The 16,522-nt window shown below is 31.2% G+C and carries 30 protein-coding genes; 29 read left to right on the top strand and 1 reads right to left on the bottom strand.

The genetic code is table 11. The features are described 5' to 3' along the window. Positions 1-13 precede the first annotated feature (13 nt). Genes EV214_RS15955 through EV214_RS18855 form a run of 8 tightly spaced genes read left to right on the top strand, consistent with a single transcriptional unit; the run spans position 14 to position 3,433 of the window. Positions 14-994, top strand: a complete 981-nt coding sequence (locus EV214_RS15955) for a DNA cytosine methyltransferase (RefSeq protein ID WP_165916420.1) — start codon at positions 14-16, stop codon at positions 992-994. A gap of 34 nt (positions 995-1,028) precedes the next feature. After that, positions 1,029-1,388 carry a regulator gene (locus tag EV214_RS15950; RefSeq protein ID WP_132247543.1) on the top strand — a complete coding sequence of 120 codons (360 nt, stop codon included), beginning with the start codon at positions 1,029-1,031 and terminating at the stop codon, positions 1,386-1,388. Positions 1,389-1,421: 33 nt separating this feature from the next. Beyond that, positions 1,422-1,757, top strand: a complete 336-nt coding sequence (locus EV214_RS15945; protein WP_132247541.1) for a hypothetical protein — start codon at positions 1,422-1,424, stop codon at positions 1,755-1,757. A 34-nt stretch (positions 1,758-1,791) separates the two neighbouring features. Continuing rightward, positions 1,792-2,193, top strand: coding sequence for a hypothetical protein (locus tag EV214_RS15940; RefSeq protein WP_132247539.1), 402 nt, complete (start codon positions 1,792-1,794; stop codon positions 2,191-2,193). A 46-nt stretch (positions 2,194-2,239) separates the two neighbouring features. After that, positions 2,240-2,599 carry a hypothetical protein gene (locus tag EV214_RS15935; protein WP_132247537.1) on the top strand — a complete coding sequence of 120 codons (360 nt, stop codon included), beginning with the start codon at positions 2,240-2,242 and terminating at the stop codon, positions 2,597-2,599. Next, a complete protein-coding gene (locus EV214_RS15930) occupies positions 2,562-2,897 on the top strand; it encodes a hypothetical protein (RefSeq protein WP_132247535.1) in 336 nt (111 codons plus the stop codon). The genes EV214_RS15935 and EV214_RS15930 overlap by 38 nt, the downstream gene beginning before the upstream one ends. Continuing rightward, positions 2,897-3,250 (top strand): hypothetical protein, encoded by a 354-nt coding sequence (locus EV214_RS15925; RefSeq protein WP_132247533.1) that lies wholly within the window; start codon positions 2,897-2,899, stop codon positions 3,248-3,250. Before EV214_RS15930 ends, EV214_RS15925 begins: the two co-directional genes overlap by 1 nt. A gap of 33 nt (positions 3,251-3,283) precedes the next feature. Then, complete coding sequence (locus tag EV214_RS18855; RefSeq protein WP_165916419.1) at positions 3,284-3,433, top strand: hypothetical protein; 150 nt, start codon at positions 3,284-3,286, stop codon at positions 3,431-3,433. On the opposite strand, the gene EV214_RS15920 is transcribed toward EV214_RS18855, so the two are convergent. Then, the gene (locus tag EV214_RS15920) at positions 3,390-3,638 is read right to left on the bottom strand and encodes a hypothetical protein (RefSeq protein ID WP_132247531.1); all 249 of its coding nucleotides are present in this window, start codon (positions 3,636-3,638) and stop codon (positions 3,390-3,392) included. The genes EV214_RS18855 and EV214_RS15920 overlap by 44 nt on opposite strands. A gap of 90 nt (positions 3,639-3,728) precedes the next feature. Here EV214_RS15920 and EV214_RS18850 point away from each other — a divergent pair, with 90 nt between their 5' ends. The 21 genes from EV214_RS18850 (at position 3,729) to EV214_RS15825 (ending at position 16,515) form a co-directional block, all read left to right on the top strand. Beyond that, the gene (locus EV214_RS18850; RefSeq protein ID WP_165916418.1) at positions 3,729-3,890 is read left to right on the top strand and encodes a hypothetical protein; all 162 of its coding nucleotides are present in this window, start codon (positions 3,729-3,731) and stop codon (positions 3,888-3,890) included. Between the two features lie 26 nt (positions 3,891-3,916). Further along, positions 3,917-4,144 carry a hypothetical protein gene (locus EV214_RS15915; protein WP_132247529.1) on the top strand — a complete coding sequence of 76 codons (228 nt, stop codon included), beginning with the start codon at positions 3,917-3,919 and terminating at the stop codon, positions 4,142-4,144. Positions 4,145-4,186: 42 nt separating this feature from the next. Further along, the gene (locus tag EV214_RS18845; RefSeq protein WP_165916417.1) at positions 4,187-4,336 is read left to right on the top strand and encodes a hypothetical protein; all 150 of its coding nucleotides are present in this window, start codon (positions 4,187-4,189) and stop codon (positions 4,334-4,336) included. A gap of 46 nt (positions 4,337-4,382) precedes the next feature. After that, the gene (locus EV214_RS15910; RefSeq protein WP_132247527.1) at positions 4,383-4,781 is read left to right on the top strand and encodes a hypothetical protein; all 399 of its coding nucleotides are present in this window, start codon (positions 4,383-4,385) and stop codon (positions 4,779-4,781) included. A gap of 104 nt (positions 4,782-4,885) precedes the next feature. After that, positions 4,886-5,266, top strand: a complete 381-nt coding sequence (locus EV214_RS15905) for a single-stranded DNA-binding protein (protein ID WP_132247525.1) — start codon at positions 4,886-4,888, stop codon at positions 5,264-5,266. Between the two features lie 191 nt (positions 5,267-5,457). Further along, positions 5,458-6,222 (top strand): ion transporter, encoded by a 765-nt coding sequence (locus tag EV214_RS15900; protein WP_132247522.1) that lies wholly within the window; start codon positions 5,458-5,460, stop codon positions 6,220-6,222. A gap of 21 nt (positions 6,223-6,243) precedes the next feature. Then, positions 6,244-6,381 (top strand): Com family DNA-binding transcriptional regulator, encoded by a 138-nt coding sequence (locus EV214_RS15895; RefSeq protein ID WP_132247520.1) that lies wholly within the window; start codon positions 6,244-6,246, stop codon positions 6,379-6,381. 410 nt (positions 6,382-6,791) lie between these two features. Then, on the top strand, positions 6,792-7,271 hold the full coding sequence (locus tag EV214_RS15890) for a sigma-70 RNA polymerase sigma factor region 4 domain-containing protein (protein WP_132247518.1): 480 nt from the start codon (positions 6,792-6,794) through the stop codon (positions 7,269-7,271). 95 nt (positions 7,272-7,366) lie between these two features. Then, the gene (locus EV214_RS15885) at positions 7,367-7,600 is read left to right on the top strand and encodes a hypothetical protein (RefSeq protein ID WP_243116695.1); all 234 of its coding nucleotides are present in this window, start codon (positions 7,367-7,369) and stop codon (positions 7,598-7,600) included. Next, entirely contained in the window at positions 7,593-8,195 is a 603-nt protein-coding gene (locus EV214_RS15880) for a tyrosine-type recombinase/integrase (RefSeq protein WP_132247516.1), read from the top strand. Before EV214_RS15885 ends, EV214_RS15880 begins: the two co-directional genes overlap by 8 nt. 209 nt (positions 8,196-8,404) lie before the next feature. Then, entirely contained in the window at positions 8,405-8,707 is a 303-nt protein-coding gene (locus tag EV214_RS15875; RefSeq protein WP_132247514.1) for an HNH endonuclease, read from the top strand. 89 nt (positions 8,708-8,796) lie between these two features. Continuing rightward, positions 8,797-9,189, top strand: coding sequence for a hypothetical protein (locus tag EV214_RS15870; RefSeq protein ID WP_132247512.1), 393 nt, complete (start codon positions 8,797-8,799; stop codon positions 9,187-9,189). Beyond that, the gene (locus EV214_RS15865) at positions 9,186-10,853 is read left to right on the top strand and encodes a terminase large subunit (protein ID WP_132247510.1); all 1,668 of its coding nucleotides are present in this window, start codon (positions 9,186-9,188) and stop codon (positions 10,851-10,853) included. Before EV214_RS15870 ends, EV214_RS15865 begins: the two co-directional genes overlap by 4 nt. 13 nt (positions 10,854-10,866) lie before the next feature. Next, a complete protein-coding gene (locus EV214_RS15860) occupies positions 10,867-12,084 on the top strand; it encodes a phage portal protein (RefSeq protein WP_165916416.1) in 1,218 nt (405 codons plus the stop codon). After that, positions 12,074-12,706, top strand: coding sequence for an HK97 family phage prohead protease (locus EV214_RS15855; protein ID WP_207669714.1), 633 nt, complete (start codon positions 12,074-12,076; stop codon positions 12,704-12,706). The genes EV214_RS15860 and EV214_RS15855 overlap by 11 nt, the downstream gene beginning before the upstream one ends. 19 nt (positions 12,707-12,725) lie before the next feature. Next, entirely contained in the window at positions 12,726-13,901 is a 1,176-nt protein-coding gene (locus tag EV214_RS15850) for a phage major capsid protein (protein WP_132247504.1), read from the top strand. A 52-nt stretch (positions 13,902-13,953) separates the two neighbouring features. Then, positions 13,954-14,250, top strand: coding sequence for a head-tail connector protein (locus EV214_RS15845; RefSeq protein WP_132247502.1), 297 nt, complete (start codon positions 13,954-13,956; stop codon positions 14,248-14,250). 3 nt (positions 14,251-14,253) lie between these two features. Beyond that, on the top strand, positions 14,254-14,583 hold the full coding sequence (locus EV214_RS15840; protein WP_132247500.1) for a phage head closure protein: 330 nt from the start codon (positions 14,254-14,256) through the stop codon (positions 14,581-14,583). Beyond that, entirely contained in the window at positions 14,583-15,029 is a 447-nt protein-coding gene (locus EV214_RS15835; protein ID WP_132247498.1) for an HK97 gp10 family phage protein, read from the top strand. Before EV214_RS15840 ends, EV214_RS15835 begins: the two co-directional genes overlap by 1 nt. A 5-nt stretch (positions 15,030-15,034) precedes the next feature. Beyond that, positions 15,035-15,457: a phage tail terminator family protein gene (locus EV214_RS15830; RefSeq protein WP_132247496.1), complete on the top strand. Its 423-nt coding sequence runs from the start codon at positions 15,035-15,037 to the stop codon at positions 15,455-15,457. Positions 15,458-15,459: 2 nt separating this feature from the next. Continuing rightward, a complete protein-coding gene (locus tag EV214_RS15825; RefSeq protein WP_132247494.1) occupies positions 15,460-16,515 on the top strand; it encodes a phage tail sheath C-terminal domain-containing protein in 1,056 nt (351 codons plus the stop codon). Positions 16,516-16,522: the final 7 nt, after the last annotated feature.

Raw genomic sequence — 16,522 nt, 5'->3', positions numbered from 1 at the left:
GTAGTTAGCGACAATGAAAGAAGGTGAGGACATAATTCAAATATTAGAATTATTTGGCGGAATTGGAGCACCAAGAAAAGCCTTGATCAATTTAGGAATACCAATCAGATCGATAGATTATGTAGAAATAGATGAAAAAGCAGTAAGGAGCTACAATGCAATATTTAACAAAGATCTAAAATACAAAACGCAATCTGTGGTTGGTTGGAATCTTAAACCAGATATCCTTATTCACGGTTCTCCGTGTCAAGATTTTAGTATAGCAGGAAAACAAAAAGGAGCGGATCTAGGGAAAAGAACAAGATCTTCTTTGATGTGGGAAACTATAAATATTATAAAGCAGATGGGGGTTTGGAAACCTAAATTTGTTATATGGGAAAATGTTAAAAATGTACTATCGAAACATATGAGGCATAACTTCAATAAATACTTAGATGAAATGAATAATATGGGTTATACAAGTAATTTTGAAATATTAAACGCAATAGATTTTGGATTGCCGCAAAAAAGAGAAAGGGTATTTACAGTAAGTTGTTTGAGCGGAACGTTTTTTAACTTCAACATACTTGAAAAACAAAAAACACCTAACATAAGTGAGCTTTTAGAAGATACAGAAGAAGAAAAGTATATAGTGACTCAACCGAGTATGCTTAAAAAAATTAATATTAAAGATGGAGTTTTTGGTGGAAGGGTAGAAATTATAAAAGATTTCTGCAAGACAATTACTACAAAACAAATGAGATGCCCTAATAGTGGTGTAATTGATTTAGGGGATGGTAGATACAGATATCTAACTGAACTAGAGTGTTGGAGGTTACAAGGTTATTCGGATGAAGATTTTTATAATGCATTAAGTGTTCATCCAGGCAGAAAAGGTAAATTAAACGGAGCGTTATATAAGCAAGCAGGTAATTCAATTCCAATACCCATACTTGAATCAATATTTAAAGAATTAATTCAAAGTGAAATACATTTAAAAACCAAGTGTGGTTAAGGGTTAAGTTTGTGCAAAAGGAGAGATTGGAAATATGAAAATTGATATATTAGAAATTAATAATTTGCTAGATAAAGAAATTGAATTTGCTAAACAAGTAAATCCGCAAATGGCAATGGGGATGGCTCAAATTAAAAAAATAATTAATAAGTTAAATGCTGAAAAAGAAACAGGTAACGAAAAACAAGAGTTTGAGCTTGGTGATACTGCTTACATGATAGATGAAGATTACAAATGTTTTGAATCTACAGTATTTAGGATAACTCTTAATAGAAAAGGTATATATGATTATGACACGTATGATGCAGATTTTGGAGCAAGAGATATCGGGGAATGGGTGTTCAAATCTGAACAAGAAAGAGAAATGTATTTAAGGACAATGTTTAGTCATTAAGGGATTATTTAACGAATAGAGAGGAGAATTTACATGAGTGCAAATCCTTATAAAATTTTAGATAAAGTTGATGGAGATACAATAATTTATTGTGAATCAACAAAAGTCATGTTAGACCAGAATCTTGATTTAAAATTAATTTGGGAAACGAATGAAGGACAGTATTATCTGACATTAGACAGTATCTATGAGCAAGTAAAAAAGAAAATAGAAAGCAAAATGAAAGAAGCAGGATTGTCATTATCAAAGAAATATATTCCTTTTATTCGAGTGTCTTACGAAACTGGATTATGGGGTGTGATTTTTGAAATAGGCAACTACGGAGAATCACAATGGATAGTACATGGCATTACAAAAGGGTATGCATAAAATAGAATGTTAGGTTAAGTGAAAGGGGATAAAAATGAGTACAAAACTTTATGATATATCGAATTGGTGCAGGCAAGGGTCAGAATTAAAAAGCTACCCATATATAGGAGAAATAGATATTGATTTAAACATAGGTAAAGTTGTAAAAGTGGGAGAAAGTTATTTTTCTATAGGAGTTTTAAGCCACGTTGAGAAAAATGCAGGAGCAAGAGAAATTGAAATAGATTTTGAGCCAGAAGATAAAGACTACGAAAACAATCTTATTTGCCCTTATTGTGGATATGAGGATAAAGATTCTTGGGAGTTATCAGATGATGATGAAAAACATAGATGTGGCAGATGTGGTGCTATCGTATCATACGAGAGGGTGGTTACAGTAGAATACAATGCTTCTCCTGTAGAACCACCTGGCATTGTAACGGCAAATTGGATTTAAGATTAGTCGCTAAAATAAGATTTAGAGCGAAAGGATTGAGAAAATGTTGAATAATATTGTTGAAGGAATTGTGAAAAAAAATTCAAATAATCCTTTTTCAAAAAAACTTGAAGGATTAAAGATAGTAGCATCGTTAGATTATTGGGAAAATAAAAGCTTTATAGTGTATGGAACAAATGAAAACAAAGAATCTCAACCAGAATTTTTAAAATTAACACAGGCAATATATGAATTTAACAAAGAGGATATGGGACTAGAAAGTTTAGAAACTTTTAGAAAAGATTGGAAAGATGGATTAATTGATGGACATTATGTTATACCAAAAGAAGATCTAGAAATTACTGAGATATTAGTAAGGAGAGGTAAGGATGGAAATATTGACAAGGGCAGAAATAGATCAACTTAAAAAAGAAGATTTGACATGGGTTACTGGATATTTAAAAGAGAAAACTGTATTTGATGCAGATGCTATTCAAAAAAAATGGGAAAGAATGATTTTAACTTGCGATGAATTAGAGACTGAAAATGAATGGCTTAAAAAAACAAACAAAGCAGTAGATGATATGTACCAGAAACAACATGCACTAAATCGTGAGTTAATGCAAATATTGAGAAGAGTCTTGGATACAAAAGATAATATCACATATGAGGAAATTATGATGTTTTTAGACAAAGCAGAAAAGGCAAAGAAGGTGATGAAGTAATGGCTATAAATATGATGTGTATGAATAGCGAATGTAAATATTATTGGGAAGACATGTGTACAAGAAATGTAAATGAGGAAAGAATTTTTATTAATGCAGATGGTAAATGTGTAAGTTTTGAAAAAGGGAAAAGCGATTGGTACGAAGATGAAGAAAAAGCAGAGAAAGTGGAGAAAACGAGTGATAAAAAATTTAATTGTTATGATTGTATTTGGGCGACAGATAAATGCAAAATGAGTGGGAGCGATCAATACAATAAATTTTTAAAAGATATTGAAAAATGTAATTTTGTAGGAGAAGTTGATAATTCGTTAGGTTGTTCGTTTAACAAATTAAGTGATGATAATATTTAAATATACGCAAAATTGAGGGTTAGGAGGAAAAGAATGAAAGAAATAAATTTAGAAGAACGAATTGAAAAATTAGAAAAAAAGGTGGCTGAATTAGAGAAAAAAACTCAGCCAAAAGAAATATCAGAAGTAAGTACAAAAATTATTGATTGTCTGAAAGAAGCTTCTTTAAACTCGCTACTGTAATTTTTAAACTTAAATCCATAGATAATGTTGTTGTAAAAGCTGCTAAAGAGGTAATAAGTTCAATGGTATCAATTTTATTATTTTCGTTAGCATGCTTTTTCAATGCATTTAAAATAGATTCATTTAATTTTGGAGCTTCTTCTTTAAGAATTTCTTTTTTAACTTCATTAAAAACTTTTTCTATAGCTTCGTTGCTAATTGACATATTTTTACACCACCTTTCAAAATATTAATTCGATAAAAAGAAGAAGAATCCTTTAATAATACTTACATAAGAGAATTATAGGAGGTTAAATTGAAGATTTGTTTTCATAAATGGGAAGTGATCGAAGAGCAAAGATTATATAAATACTTAGAGTGTAAGAAATGCGGAAAAAGGGAAATAAAAGATTATAGCTTTGAAAATGGGTATCAGCCTATGAGGTATCCTAATTGGGAAAAGAAAAAACGTAACTAAATATAAGATTTGGGAGGAAAAATAAAATGGATATAATGCTTCAAAAATTGCAAATGGAAATGGCTATTAAAGAAATGGTTAAAATGATGCCAGAGCAGATACAACTTTGTAAATTAGTCGCAGAACAACAGAAAATTTATTTTGATGAGTTAGTGAAACAAGGATTTACAGAAAATCAAGCATTGGAAATAGTCAAAGTACATGGAATAGATACAGGTAGAATTTCAAAAATGAATGGGACACAAAATGAATAATTAAGCTAAAGCTTTACGACAAAAAAGAAAGGAGAATTTAATATGGATTATAAAAATGTTTTAGAAAATCAAATAAAAGAGTTAGAAAAATTAAATAGTAGATTGGTTGAAAGCTGTGAGAAGGAAGAAAAAGTTTGTGAAGTGGCCCGAACGATCATGGAGATAGCAAAAACTGCAAAGGACTTAATTTAAAAAAGTGAATAATGGGTAAAGGCAAAGGTTTAGGAGGAAAAACAAAATGAGATTAACTTTGAAAAAAGGCTTATGTGATAAAGACTATAAACTAAAAGATGGAATTGGATTAGATCCATTTAAGATAGCAGTTAATGCATTAGGAGAATATGAGGATAAAAATGAGGAAGAAGCAAAGAAAGCAATAATCGGATGTGGAAGTCGTGATAATTCGAATTTAGAAGTATTAAGAAATAAAGGAATAGGAACGAATCCACCACCAAATACACCTAGTCCAGGAGCACCAGGAAGTAGAAAAAGTGGAATGACTATAAAAGTAAGTGTAACAGATACTAAACCATTTGAACAAATACTAGATATTATAGGACAAATAATGCAAGACGAGAGAATAGACAAGAATATCAAACAAGAATACAAAAATAAGATTACGGAAATTATCCGTTAAAGCTTGAATTTGTTTGTCGGCTGGGGATCAAATACGTACTACATAAATACAAGGCTCTAGTGTATAACCCAGGTACACTAGGAGCCAAGGGAGGATTTTTAAGAATGAATTTACATATAGCAATTGGCAGATTAACAAAACCGGTAGAGTTGAGGTTTACACAAAGCGGAAAAGCAAAAGCAACAGGAACCATCGCAGTAGATAGAAGATTTCAAAAAGATAAAACAGATTTTATACCTGTAGAAGTTTGGGGAAACCCAGCTGAAAAATATTTTGCTCCATATGGACACAAAGGCAGATTAACAAGAGTTACAGGAGAATTACATATAGACAAATGGAAAGATGAAGAAGGGAACTGGAAAGAAAGATCATATATTGCAGCAAGCGAAGTGAAATTTTTAGATAAAGTTGAAGGGCAAGATGCATCGCCGATAGATCCAGATGGATTTCAAGTAGATGATGACGATTCAGATATTCCATTTTAAACCAATTGAAGTTGGAAATTGTGCATAAAACATGTGGAAATTAAATATTTATGCACGATTGAAACATAATTTCAAAACCATAATTACAAAAAACCCATAAAAACGTTGGAAATAAAAAGATAGAGCAATATTAGGGTTAAGTACCACAATAAGCATTTTGTTACATTCAACATAAAAAAGGGGGATTTCAGATGATTTGTGAAATGGGGGAAATTAGTAAAAAAAGCAAGGCAGATATAGTATATGAAATTTTGATTGCAGTTTTGGCATTAGTGGCTGTTATCACAAATATTATAGATTTTTCAAAAAACATAAATATGGAAGTGTTAAACAATGGAATTTTAATAGTATTTGCTACAGATTATTTTAGCAGAATGTTTTTTTCGAGAAATAAAAAAAAGTTTTTCAAAGAAAACATTTTAGATTTAATAGCAATAATACCTTTCAATTCATTATTTCGAGCGTTTAGAATTGTAAGATTAGTTAAAGTGGTAAGATTAACAAAAGCTATCAAAATTCTAAGAGTGTTTACATTTTCGAAAAAGTTTCACAACACTATAAAAAAATTTCTAAGAACAAATGGATTTATTTACATGATATATATAACAATATTTATCATATTTTTAGGATCAATTTTGTTATATATAGTTGAGAAAAACAACGTAGTAACAACTTATGAGGATGCAGTATGGCTTAGCTTTTGTTCAGCTTCATTGTTCGGTTACGAAGGAATTGAAACATTAAGTCTAGCAGGGAAAATAATAACAGGAACTTTAGTAATATCGGGTATATTTTTTACAGGAATGTTTACTGCAACATCGGCAACGTTTTTCATTAGAAAACAAAAAAATGCAAAAATCGAAGCAATTGAAAATAGAATAATAGATCTTTCAGATTTAAATATTCAACAATTTGATGAAGCTATGAATTATATAAAATACGTTAGAAGTAGATAAGTTCAACAGAGGGGGAAGCATATGACAGAAATACGTTGCAAAAAGTGCGGTAGAGTATTGTGCGAAGCAAATGGGAAAGTCAAAATAAGATGCAGGAAATGTGGAGAATGGAATTACATAGATACAGATACAGCGGACCAAGCGTCCCAGGGTAAATAAATCCCTGGGACTTTCTGCTTTGGGGTAGTACCAGCGAAGCTGTCATGAAGGGCAAAGTATATTACAAATAATGTAAATGAAATTTCCTTAGATGTATCACAAACACACTTCTGTTACTTTGATTTTAATTGAATGTATATGAGTATTTGCAATTATTTAAGGTGTTTTTTCTTAAATTAAAGTATGTATTTATATACACGATTAATAGATTTATACACCTTTCGACATGAAAACAGGATTCTCAATCCTAATAAAATTTAATGCATTTTCGATTGATTTGAATGATTTTTCATAGGAAATAGCTTAATTTGATTGATATTTCCAAAAAATTTCAAAATACTTTGCCCCTGGTGACAGCTTCGCTGGTATTACCCCGCTTTTTAAATTAAAAAAATGAGGAGATGAATACAATGAAAAATGAATATATAAGAAAAACAATAATTTGGTTAAAAATGTATAGTTCCTTAAAAATGTCAGTAGAAATTTTGGAAGAAGAATTAGAAGCACAAGAAGGAATCAAAAGAGGAGAAATATCAGCAATTGATTTTGGAAAAGAAAAAATTAGTCAATCGTATAAATTTAATAGTGTAGTGGAAGATGAAGCGATAGAAAATATAGATAGGATATATTTACTCATTAAACAAATAGAAACCACAAAGTTTACACTAAAAAAAATAGAAAAATCTATTTCTGTGTTATCAGAAAAAGAAAGGCAACTGATTGAATTAAAATACATCGATGATCAAAGACTGAGTTGGGGAGAAATTTCTAAAAAAATAGGATACTCAATAGATCATTGTCAAGGATACTTAAAAAAGCACACACTTGAAAAAATCAGTGTGGCAATATATGGATTGGATGCTTTAAGTGCAATAGAAAATGCAAGTTAACAGTTTTTTAACAGTTTTCTAAAGAAAAAGCATGTTATTATAGTAATATAGAAAAATACTTAAGACACCTATAAGCTTTGCAGGTGTCTTTTTTTATGCAAAAGAAAAGAGGTGAGAGTGTGATGGGAAAATATAAATTTAATACTAGATGGAATGAGGATGAACTTAAATGCGCATGCCTATTTGGAAATCCTGGTTGTGACAGATTCAAAACATGCGAGACATTAGAACTCACACTTAATCCATATGGAGACATAGAAGAATGCATGAAGGCTAGGAAATACAAAAGGAAAAAAGGTGCATTAAGGCAGATGAACAAAGATGGGTAAAAAAAGACCTGCTAATCCGATCAAAGACATAGAAAGAGTATTTGATATTCAAGATTACTTAAAATATAAAAATGAAAGGGACTACACATTATTTGCTTTAGGAATTGGAACAGGTTATAGGGCAGGAGATCTGATAGAGTTAAGAGTAAGAGATGTGAAAAAAGCATTAAGGATAGGATATTTTTTAATATTAGAAAATAAGAAAAAGAATACACAGAATATAAGAAAAGAAAACATTAAACCACGCGAAGCAAAAATACCAAAGAAGTTAGAGAAAATATTAAAAGACTACACAAAGGATAAAAAAGATTATGAGTTTATGTTTAAGTCTAGGAAAGGCACTGGATCTATTCAGGTTAAGCAAGTAAGCAGGATATTAAGTGAAGCAGGTGAAAAATTTGGATTATACAACATTACTGCTCATAGTATGAGAAAAACATATGCTTATACAATTTACCGAGAAAGTGGATTTGATATAGTTGCAGTGAAAGAAATGCTAGGTCATGCAACTATCGAAATAACAAAAAGATATCTAGGCTTGGATAGAGAATTATATGACAAATATAGTAACACACTAAATCAATTATTTAATTGATTTATTTTTTTTTAGGCAATGAATGTCTTATTTTAAGGGTACTAGACATTGATGGACAAGAAAATAAGAACTTATATAGTAGAAAAAAAATAAAGTGAATGTCTGATTCTATATATAAATAGGACATTCAAAGAGGAAAAAACGAACAATATAATTAATTAAATAAATAATATTCGTGTAAAAATAAGCAATTTTTAAGGTGGGTTTTTATGGCTAAGGAATTCGCAAAATCATTTTATAAAAGTAAAGCATGGAAGAAATGTAGAGAAGGATATATCAAAAGTGTATTTGGATTATGTGAAAGATGTAAGAGACCAGGGTATATAGTTCATCATAAAACAAAGTTAACACCAAACAACATTAATGATCTCTATTTAACTCTTAGCTGGGAGAACTTAGAATACTTGTGCCAAGATTGTCACAACAAGGAACACCATAGTAACCATAAAGAAATAACCAGAGAAGGATTAATGTTTGATGAAAAAGGTAATCTTATACAGTCCCCCCTATAAAAATTCAAGGGGTATAATCCCAAGAGACCGAAGTGGAACAACAAAAACACTGCGTGAGAAAAATTTGAAAAGGGGAGGGGGTACAAAAAATGCAGAAACCGAACAATAATTTAAGAGAAAATACAGTCAAGGTTTTGAAAGAAAAAGAAATTAAATCAGAAATAGCAAGAGTAAAAAAATTATATAAGAAATTACCAAAAGAAAAAACTAAGGTTTTAGAAGGGCTGATTAATGAAGCTGCATTTATGAAAATTACTCTCCAGGAGCTTAGAGAAAATATTCTTGAAAAAGGTACAACAGAATTATTTGAGCAAGGAGAACAGAAGTTCATAAGAAAAAATCCAATGGTAGAAATATATACAACTATGATCAGTAGATACTCAAATGTGATGAAGCAACTAATTGATTTATTTCCAGAAGAAGAAAAAAAACCAGAAGTTGATGCTCTAATGGATTTTGTGAAGAAGGGCATAAACAAATGACTTTCTTAGAAGAATACGGTACTAAAATTTTGGATAATAAAATAGTTTCTTGTCATAGGATTAAACAAGTTTATGAGATGTTACTTAATAAACTTTACAAAAAAACAGGTCCTTGGGTATTCGATGAAGAGTTAGCAAATAGACCTATTGATTTTATACAAACATTTTGCAAACAAGCGCAAGGACAATTGGGAGCTAGTTTAGAATTGCAATTATTTCAAAAAGCTAAATTTCAAGCGATCTTTGGATTTGTGCATCAAGACACTATGCTTAGACAATACAATGAAGTTTTAACAGTTGAAGGGCGTAAAAATGGAAAAACAACTGAAATGTCTGCAACAGAGATTCATTTATTAGTAGGAGATAACGAAGGTTCACCAGAAATATATAATATTGCTACTAAATTAGAACAGGCTAAAAAAGGGTTTAATGAAGCACATAAGATGATTAAGCAAAGTCCAAATTTAAATAAGCATATCAGAAAAAGACAATCTGATTTATATTTTGAATACAACATGGGCACAATTCAGTCGCTAGCAAGCAATAGTAACAGCCTTGACGGACTGAATGGGCATGGAATAATTATTGACGAGTTAGCAGCTATAAAAAATAGAGATATCTATGACTTGATGAAACAGTCAATGAGTGCTAGAAGGCAACCACTTTTATTTTGCATAACTACCAATGGATTTGTAAGAGATAATATTTTTGATGCACAATATGAATATGCTTGTGATATTTTAGATGGCAAAATAAAAAATGAACACTTTTTACCATTTATTTACGAATTAGATAATAAGGATGAATGGGACAAAGAAGATTGCTGGATAAAAGCAAACCCAGGACTTGGAACCATTAAGAATATAGATTTCTTAAGAGAGTGTGTAGCAAAAGCTAAAGATGATCCTAGTTTTAAGCCAACTGTGATGGTAAAAGATTTCAACATGAAAGAAAATTCAGCTAGTGCATGGTTAACATGGGATGAAGTTGAAAACAAACAGAAATTCAAATTTGAAGAAATGGGTTTTAGATATGGAATAGGCGGATTTGATGCTGCTGATACAATAGATTTAAATTCAGCTAAAGCTCTTTGTATGCGACCAGGAGATAATAAAATCTATTTAAAATCTATGTATTGGATGCCTGAAGAAGTTTTAGAAAAGATATCTCAAGATGGCAATAGGAAAGAAAGAGATAATGTTCCTTATTTATTATGGGAAAGACAAGGAATATTAAGAACTTATTCAGGAAACAAAGTAGACAAAATAGTATTCCTTGATTGGTTTAAAGAGTTAAGAGATGAAGAAGATTTATATATTTTGTATATAGGGTATGATCCTTGGCACATAGATGATTCATTATTAAGAGCATTCAAAGATGAATTTGGTAAAGATACAATGATTCCTGTAAGGCAAGGGGTTCATACTTTATCTGCTCCAATGAAAGAATTAAAAGCAGACTTAAAAGCCAATAAAATAGTTCACAATTGTAATCCGATAGATATGTGGTGTTTAAGTAATACTGAAATCAAAACAGATATTAATGGAAATATTCAGCCTATAAAAGGGGGAGATAATCGAAAGCGAATAGATGGTACTATCTCTTTAATAAATGGTTATATTGTTCTAAAGGATCACTATGACGAGTATTTTAACGTCATTTAAAGGAGGTGAAAATTTGGCAAAAAAAAAACGTAGTTTATTTAATTTGATTTTTGGAAATAACCATATACAACCAGGTGGGGAAGCTACACAACTCAAAATGCTTAACGGATATATGCCAGTGTTCAGTCAGTTTGGTAATGAAGCATATTCAAGTGATATAGTTAGAGCTGCGGTAGATGCTATTGCAAGAAATGGAGCCAAATTAGTTCCTAAACACATTAGGAAAACTAATGAAAATGTAACAGCAGTACATGACAATATAGAAAACTTACTTCAAATTCAACCGAATCCATTTATGGATGCTTATACATTTTATTATAAAGTCATTACTCAACTATACATACAGAATAACAGCTTTATTTATATTGATTATGGTGATTTAGGAAACATCAGAGGATTTTATCCAATAAATGCAAGCACAACTGAATTACTTGAGTATCAAGGTGAAATTTATGCAAAGTTTCATTTTCTTGGGGGACAAAAGATAACATTGGCTTATACAGAATTAATTCATTTAAGAAGGTTTTTTTATAAAAATGACTTTTATGGAGAACCCAACGATCATGCTTTATATCCAACCTTAGAATTAATCAATACCACAGATCAAGGTATTATAAATGCTGTAAAATCATCTGCGTTTTTAAGAGGTCTTTTAAAATTTACGACAACATTAAGACAAGAAGATATGACAAAGCAAAAAAACAAATTCATGGAAGAATACATGAATATTAACAATAGTGGTGGTGTTGCTGCTACAGACGCTAAAGCTGATTACATACCACTTAATAGTGAACCCAAACTAATAAATAGTCCACAAATGGATTTAATAGAACAGAAGGTTTATAAGTATTTTGGGGTTAGTAAAGAAATTGTTATGAGCAATTATGATGAAAACCAATGGAATGCTTTTTATGAATCAGTAATAGAACCTATTGCAATACAAATGAGTTTGCAATTCACTTCAAAAATATTTTCTCCAAGAGAGAAAGGGTTTGGAAATGAAATAATTTTTGAATCCAATAGACTTGCGTATGCTTCAAATAGAACTAAAACATTATTGATACAGCAGTTAATGCCGATGGGTGTTTTAAGTATTAATGAAGCAAGAGAAATACTTAATATGGCTCCTGTTGAAGATGGCGATAAACGAATTGTAAGTCTTAATTATGTATCAGCAGATAAAGCTGATAAATATCAAGGTGTGGAAGGAGATGATAACAATGACAATTGAAATAGTGAAGAATGATAAACTAAAAAGAGAAAACAGGGAATTTAGACAGTTTAAAGAATTTGAAATTAGAGCTTCTGATAGCAAAGGCGAAGGTGGTCAATCAAAAGAATTATATGTAGAAGGATATGCAGCAACATATAATGAACCTACTGTTCTTTGGGAGTACGATGGCATTGAATATAAAGAACAAATTGATGATAAAGCTTTTAATGAAGCTGATATGTCAGATGTAATATTTAATTATAATCATTCTGGCAAAGTAATGGCAAGAACAAGAAATAAGACCTTAGAATTAAAAACAGATTCTAAAGGTCTTTTTATTCGCGCAAAATTAGATGGAACAGAAGAAGGAAGAAAACTTTATGAAGAAATTAAAGGCGGTTATATAGATCGTATGAGTTTTGCTTTTACTGTACAAGAATCAAGTTATGATTCTGATAACCATATAAGGACCATTAGAAAAATTAAAAAAATATATGATGTTTCAGCGGTGGATATTCCCGCATATGATACAACTTCAATTTCTGCAAGGAGTTTCTTTGAACTGGAGAGAGAGAAGGAGCACAAGGTGTTGGAGAATGCTGAATTGCGTAAGAAATTGATACTCAAAACTTACTTATAATTTAAAGGAGGAAATAGTTATGTTTGAAAAAAGATTAAAAGAAATACAAAAAAGAAAGTTGGAAATTAGAGGGTTGCTTGAAAGCGGAGATACTGCAGTAAAGCTTGATGAATTAGAAACAGAGCTTAGAAATCTTGATTCAGAGGTAAAAGATATTGAAAGAAGAAAGGCTATTGCAGATGGAATCAACGCAGGAAATATTGATGCAAATCCAATTGTTCAACCAGTTATTCCACAACAAAGGAATTTTGGTGAAATGGAAAAAGACACTTTACTAGCTACGCCTGAATATAGAAGTGCATATTTAAAAAGACTGCAAGGAAAAGATTTGAATGAAGTTGAACAGAGAGCATTAACAACTAGTGTTGGTAGTGCTGGTGCAGCGGTTCCAACAACTACAATGAATATGATCATTGATAAGCTACGACAAACATCAGCTTTGTTTGATAAGATTAATGTATCGTATATGCCAGGTAATCTATCGTTAGTAATTTCAAATGCAAAAAATGCTGCTTCATGGAAGACAGAAGGTGCTGATGGTACTCCAGCCGATGATACAGTAGTAACTGTAAATCTAGCTGGTTATGAATTAATCAAATTGGTTGAAATATCAGCAGCGGCTGATGCTATGGCTATTGATGCTTTCGAAACTTATATAGCGGGCGAAATCGGCAGACAACTTTCAATTGCTATTGAAAATGCTATTGTGAATGGTAGTGGATCTGGAGAACCTACCGGAATACTTGGAGGAATTACTTGGGATACAACAAATTCTACTACTTGGGTTAATGGTGGCGCAGTAGGATATGACAATTTTATGGATGCGCTAGCACTATTACCAACCATGTATCACAACAACGCGGTATTTGTAATGAATAGAAAAATGTTATTTGGTGGAGTAAGAAAAATCAAAGATGATACCAAACAACCTATTTTCACTTACAACGCACAAGACAAAGCAGCCATGACAATATTAGGTTACCCAATCATTCTCGATGATTATGTTCCAGATGATACGATCGTGTTAGGAGATATGAATTACTATTACATGAACTTTAGCAAATCTCCTGAGATTGATTCAGACCGTTCAGCAGGATTTAGAAGTGGCAAAATAACTTATAGAGGGCTTGCTGTTGCAGACGGTAAACCAGCATTAGATGAAGCATTTGTTAAGATCAATGAAGCTGTAGCTTAAAAAAGAAGGGAATTTATTTCCTTCTTTTTTACATAAGAAAGGAAGTGAATAAATGCTACTAGATAAGATCAAAAATTCTTTAAGAGCAGATGGAACTGATCTAGATGAAGAGATACAAGATCTGATTGATGCAGCAAAAGCAGATTTGAAATTAAGTGGTGTATTAGAAAGTAAAATAATAGATACTGATCCATTGATAATTAGGGCAGTAACAGTTTATTGCAAAGCAAATTATAGTACTGATGGTAAAGAAGCTGAAAGATTCCAAGAAAGTTATGAGATGATTAAGACACATATGACTTTATCATGTGATTATACAGACACCATTACTGATGAAACGGTGGAGTAGAATATGAAAATTGGAGATTTAAGACATAGAATAGAGGTTTTCGGAAGAGGAAAAATAGAGAATGAACTAGGCGAAGTAGATTATATAGATATTAATATTAAAACTATTTGGGCAGCTATAATCCCACAAACTGCTAAACTTCAAACGCAACAAGCTGATACTATTCTTTCTAATACTACTCACAAAATTATAGTAAGATATGAATCAGGAAAAGATATTACACAGGATATGTATATTATGTTTAGAAAAAAAAGATTTGATATCAAGTATATATTAAATCCACATTTCAAGAATGAGCAGCTTGAGATATTCGCAGAAGAGGTGGCGGAGTAATGGCTGTAGAAGATGGGTTTAACCTAAAAGAATTAGATAGTTTTCAAAAGAAGTTACTCCAGAAAGCTCAAAAAGAATTCCCTAGAGAAACATATCAGTTTCTTAGAAAAGCAGGAACAAAAGGAAGGACTTGTGTAGCAAGAAAAGCAAGGAAGTTAGTTAAAAAGGATACAGGGAATTATCAAAAAGGCTGGAAACGCGGTAAAGCATATAAAAGACGTGGAGAAGGCTCTTATGAAGTACAGATAAGAAATTCAGCTCCCCATGCGCATTTAATTGAATATGGTCATGTTCAGGTAAGTGGTGGAAAAAAAGGAAAAGGTGGTAAAGAAGTAGGCTATACACATGGGAAGCATGTATTGGAAAAAGGGATAAAAGAATTTGAGAGCCAATATTTTGACATGTTAGAGAATTGGCTTGATGAGATGATGGAGAAAGGGTTGTGATATAATTGATAACCTTAAAAGATATAAAAATAGCTATCAATAGTCTTATATCTGCTAATTTTACAGCAGAAATAAATAGTAGGGATATTGAAGAAGGTTTTAAGAGACCTTCTTTTTTTGTTGAATTTGATAATTCTAAAAGGTCTCCTACTGGAGAAGAACAGATAAATAGAAAATTAACAGTGAGAACATACTTTTTTCCTTCTAATAGGTACAAACATAGTATTGAGATATTAGAAATACAAGAAAAATTAGAAGAAGTATTTGATATTAAATTAAAAGTGCTAGATAGATATTTCAATATTGACGAGGTTGAAACCGTTGTATCTGATGGGGTGTTACAGTTTTACTTTGACATTCAATATGAAGAAGGAAGAGATATTCCAGATGCAGATCTTATGGAAAATCTTTATATTAAGGAGGAATAATGATGGGTTTACCACAAATAAATATTGAATTTAGCGGTAAGGCAGTAACAGCTGTAGAAAGAAGTGCTAGGGGAATTGTGGCTATTATTCTTAAAGATGATACTGGAACATTTGAAACCAAAGAATATACAAGCATTGATGAAATAGAAGCAACTGATTGGATAGCTGATAACCTAGATTATATTAAGAAGACTTTTATGGGAACGCCTTCAAAAGTTATTTGCGAAAGATTAGACACTACAGCAGAAGATTACAATGTAGCACTCACAAGACTTGGGAGTAGAAAGTGGAATTATCTTACTATACCTGATTTAGCCAATGCAACAGATATAGAAACATGGATTAAAAGCAAGAGAGACAATGATAAAAAGACTTTCAAAGCTGTATTACCGAATGCATCAACAGCAGATCATGAAGGCATTATTAATTTTACAACATCTAATATCAAGGTAGGAGATAAGACTTATACAACGGCTGAATATTGTTGTAGAATAGCTGGCATATTGGCTGGATTACCGTTTACAAGGTCAGCTACTTACTATGCTCTACCTGAAATTGAAAGTATTACTGAAAGTGCTACGCCTGATGCAGATATTGATGCAGGACAATTAATTTTAGTTAATGATGGAGAGAAGATTAAGATAGGTAGAGGTGTCAATTCACTTGTATCTACTACAGTTAAAAAAACAGAAGACTTCCAAAAAATTAAAATTATTGAAGTCATGGATATGATTAAGGATGATATTAGAGATACTTTCAATAACTATTATGTAGGCAAGGTAAATAATATCTATGATAATCAAGTCTTATTCTTCACATCTGTTAATGCTTATTGCAAAGGGCTTGCAGGAGATGAAATACTTGATCCTAATTTCCAAAATAAAGCTGATGTTGATGTGGAAGCACAAAGGCTTGCGTGGGAAGGCGTAGGAACAGATACAAGTGGATTAAAAGACCAAGAAGTTAAAGAAAATTCTTTTAGATCTAATGTATATGCAAAGGCAAACATTAAAATTGTGGATGCTATGGAAGATCTAGAATTTAGTATTTCAATCTAGGAGGAAT

The organism is Marinisporobacter balticus, from assembly GCF_004345705.1.
Classification (GTDB): Bacteria; Bacillota; Clostridia; order Peptostreptococcales; family Thermotaleaceae; genus Marinisporobacter; species Marinisporobacter balticus.
This window is presented reverse-complemented; position numbering and strand designations above follow the sequence as displayed.

Bases quoted from the DNA above. Each gene is read 5' to 3' on its own strand.
- EV214_RS15955 (WP_165916420.1), top strand. From the start codon at position 14: ATGAAAGAAGGTGAGGACATAATTCAAATATTAGAATTATTTGGCGGA.
- EV214_RS15950 (WP_132247543.1), top strand. From the start codon at position 1,029: ATGAAAATTGATATATTAGAAATTAATAATTTGCTAGATAAAGAAATT.
- EV214_RS15945 (WP_132247541.1), top strand. From the start codon at position 1,422: ATGAGTGCAAATCCTTATAAAATTTTAGATAAAGTTGATGGAGATACA.
- EV214_RS15940 (WP_132247539.1), top strand. From the start codon at position 1,792: ATGAGTACAAAACTTTATGATATATCGAATTGGTGCAGGCAAGGGTCA.
- EV214_RS15930 (WP_132247535.1), top strand. From the start codon at position 2,562: ATGGAAATATTGACAAGGGCAGAAATAGATCAACTTAAAAAAGAAGAT.
- EV214_RS15925 (WP_132247533.1), top strand. From the start codon at position 2,897: ATGGCTATAAATATGATGTGTATGAATAGCGAATGTAAATATTATTGG.
- EV214_RS18855 (WP_165916419.1), top strand. From the start codon at position 3,284: ATGAAAGAAATAAATTTAGAAGAACGAATTGAAAAATTAGAAAAAAAG.
- EV214_RS15920 (WP_132247531.1), bottom strand. From the start codon at position 3,638: ATGTCAATTAGCAACGAAGCTATAGAAAAAGTTTTTAATGAAGTTAAA.
- EV214_RS15915 (WP_132247529.1), top strand. From the start codon at position 3,917: ATGGATATAATGCTTCAAAAATTGCAAATGGAAATGGCTATTAAAGAA.
- EV214_RS18845 (WP_165916417.1), top strand. From the start codon at position 4,187: ATGGATTATAAAAATGTTTTAGAAAATCAAATAAAAGAGTTAGAAAAA.
- EV214_RS15910 (WP_132247527.1), top strand. From the start codon at position 4,383: ATGAGATTAACTTTGAAAAAAGGCTTATGTGATAAAGACTATAAACTA.
- EV214_RS15905 (WP_132247525.1), top strand. From the start codon at position 4,886: ATGAATTTACATATAGCAATTGGCAGATTAACAAAACCGGTAGAGTTG.
- EV214_RS15900 (WP_132247522.1), top strand. From the start codon at position 5,458: ATGATTTGTGAAATGGGGGAAATTAGTAAAAAAAGCAAGGCAGATATA.
- EV214_RS15895 (WP_132247520.1), top strand. From the start codon at position 6,244: ATGACAGAAATACGTTGCAAAAAGTGCGGTAGAGTATTGTGCGAAGCA.
- EV214_RS15890 (WP_132247518.1), top strand. From the start codon at position 6,792: ATGAAAAATGAATATATAAGAAAAACAATAATTTGGTTAAAAATGTAT.
- EV214_RS15885 (WP_243116695.1), top strand. From the start codon at position 7,367: ATGCAAAAGAAAAGAGGTGAGAGTGTGATGGGAAAATATAAATTTAAT.
- EV214_RS15880 (WP_132247516.1), top strand. From the start codon at position 7,593: ATGGGTAAAAAAAGACCTGCTAATCCGATCAAAGACATAGAAAGAGTA.
- EV214_RS15875 (WP_132247514.1), top strand. From the start codon at position 8,405: ATGGCTAAGGAATTCGCAAAATCATTTTATAAAAGTAAAGCATGGAAG.
- EV214_RS15870 (WP_132247512.1), top strand. From the start codon at position 8,797: ATGCAGAAACCGAACAATAATTTAAGAGAAAATACAGTCAAGGTTTTG.
- EV214_RS15865 (WP_132247510.1), top strand. From the start codon at position 9,186: ATGACTTTCTTAGAAGAATACGGTACTAAAATTTTGGATAATAAAATA.
- EV214_RS15855 (WP_207669714.1), top strand. From the start codon at position 12,074: ATGACAATTGAAATAGTGAAGAATGATAAACTAAAAAGAGAAAACAGG.
- EV214_RS15850 (WP_132247504.1), top strand. From the start codon at position 12,726: ATGTTTGAAAAAAGATTAAAAGAAATACAAAAAAGAAAGTTGGAAATT.
- EV214_RS15845 (WP_132247502.1), top strand. From the start codon at position 13,954: ATGCTACTAGATAAGATCAAAAATTCTTTAAGAGCAGATGGAACTGAT.
- EV214_RS15840 (WP_132247500.1), top strand. From the start codon at position 14,254: ATGAAAATTGGAGATTTAAGACATAGAATAGAGGTTTTCGGAAGAGGA.
- EV214_RS15835 (WP_132247498.1), top strand. From the start codon at position 14,583: ATGGCTGTAGAAGATGGGTTTAACCTAAAAGAATTAGATAGTTTTCAA.
- EV214_RS15825 (WP_132247494.1), top strand. From the start codon at position 15,460: ATGGGTTTACCACAAATAAATATTGAATTTAGCGGTAAGGCAGTAACA.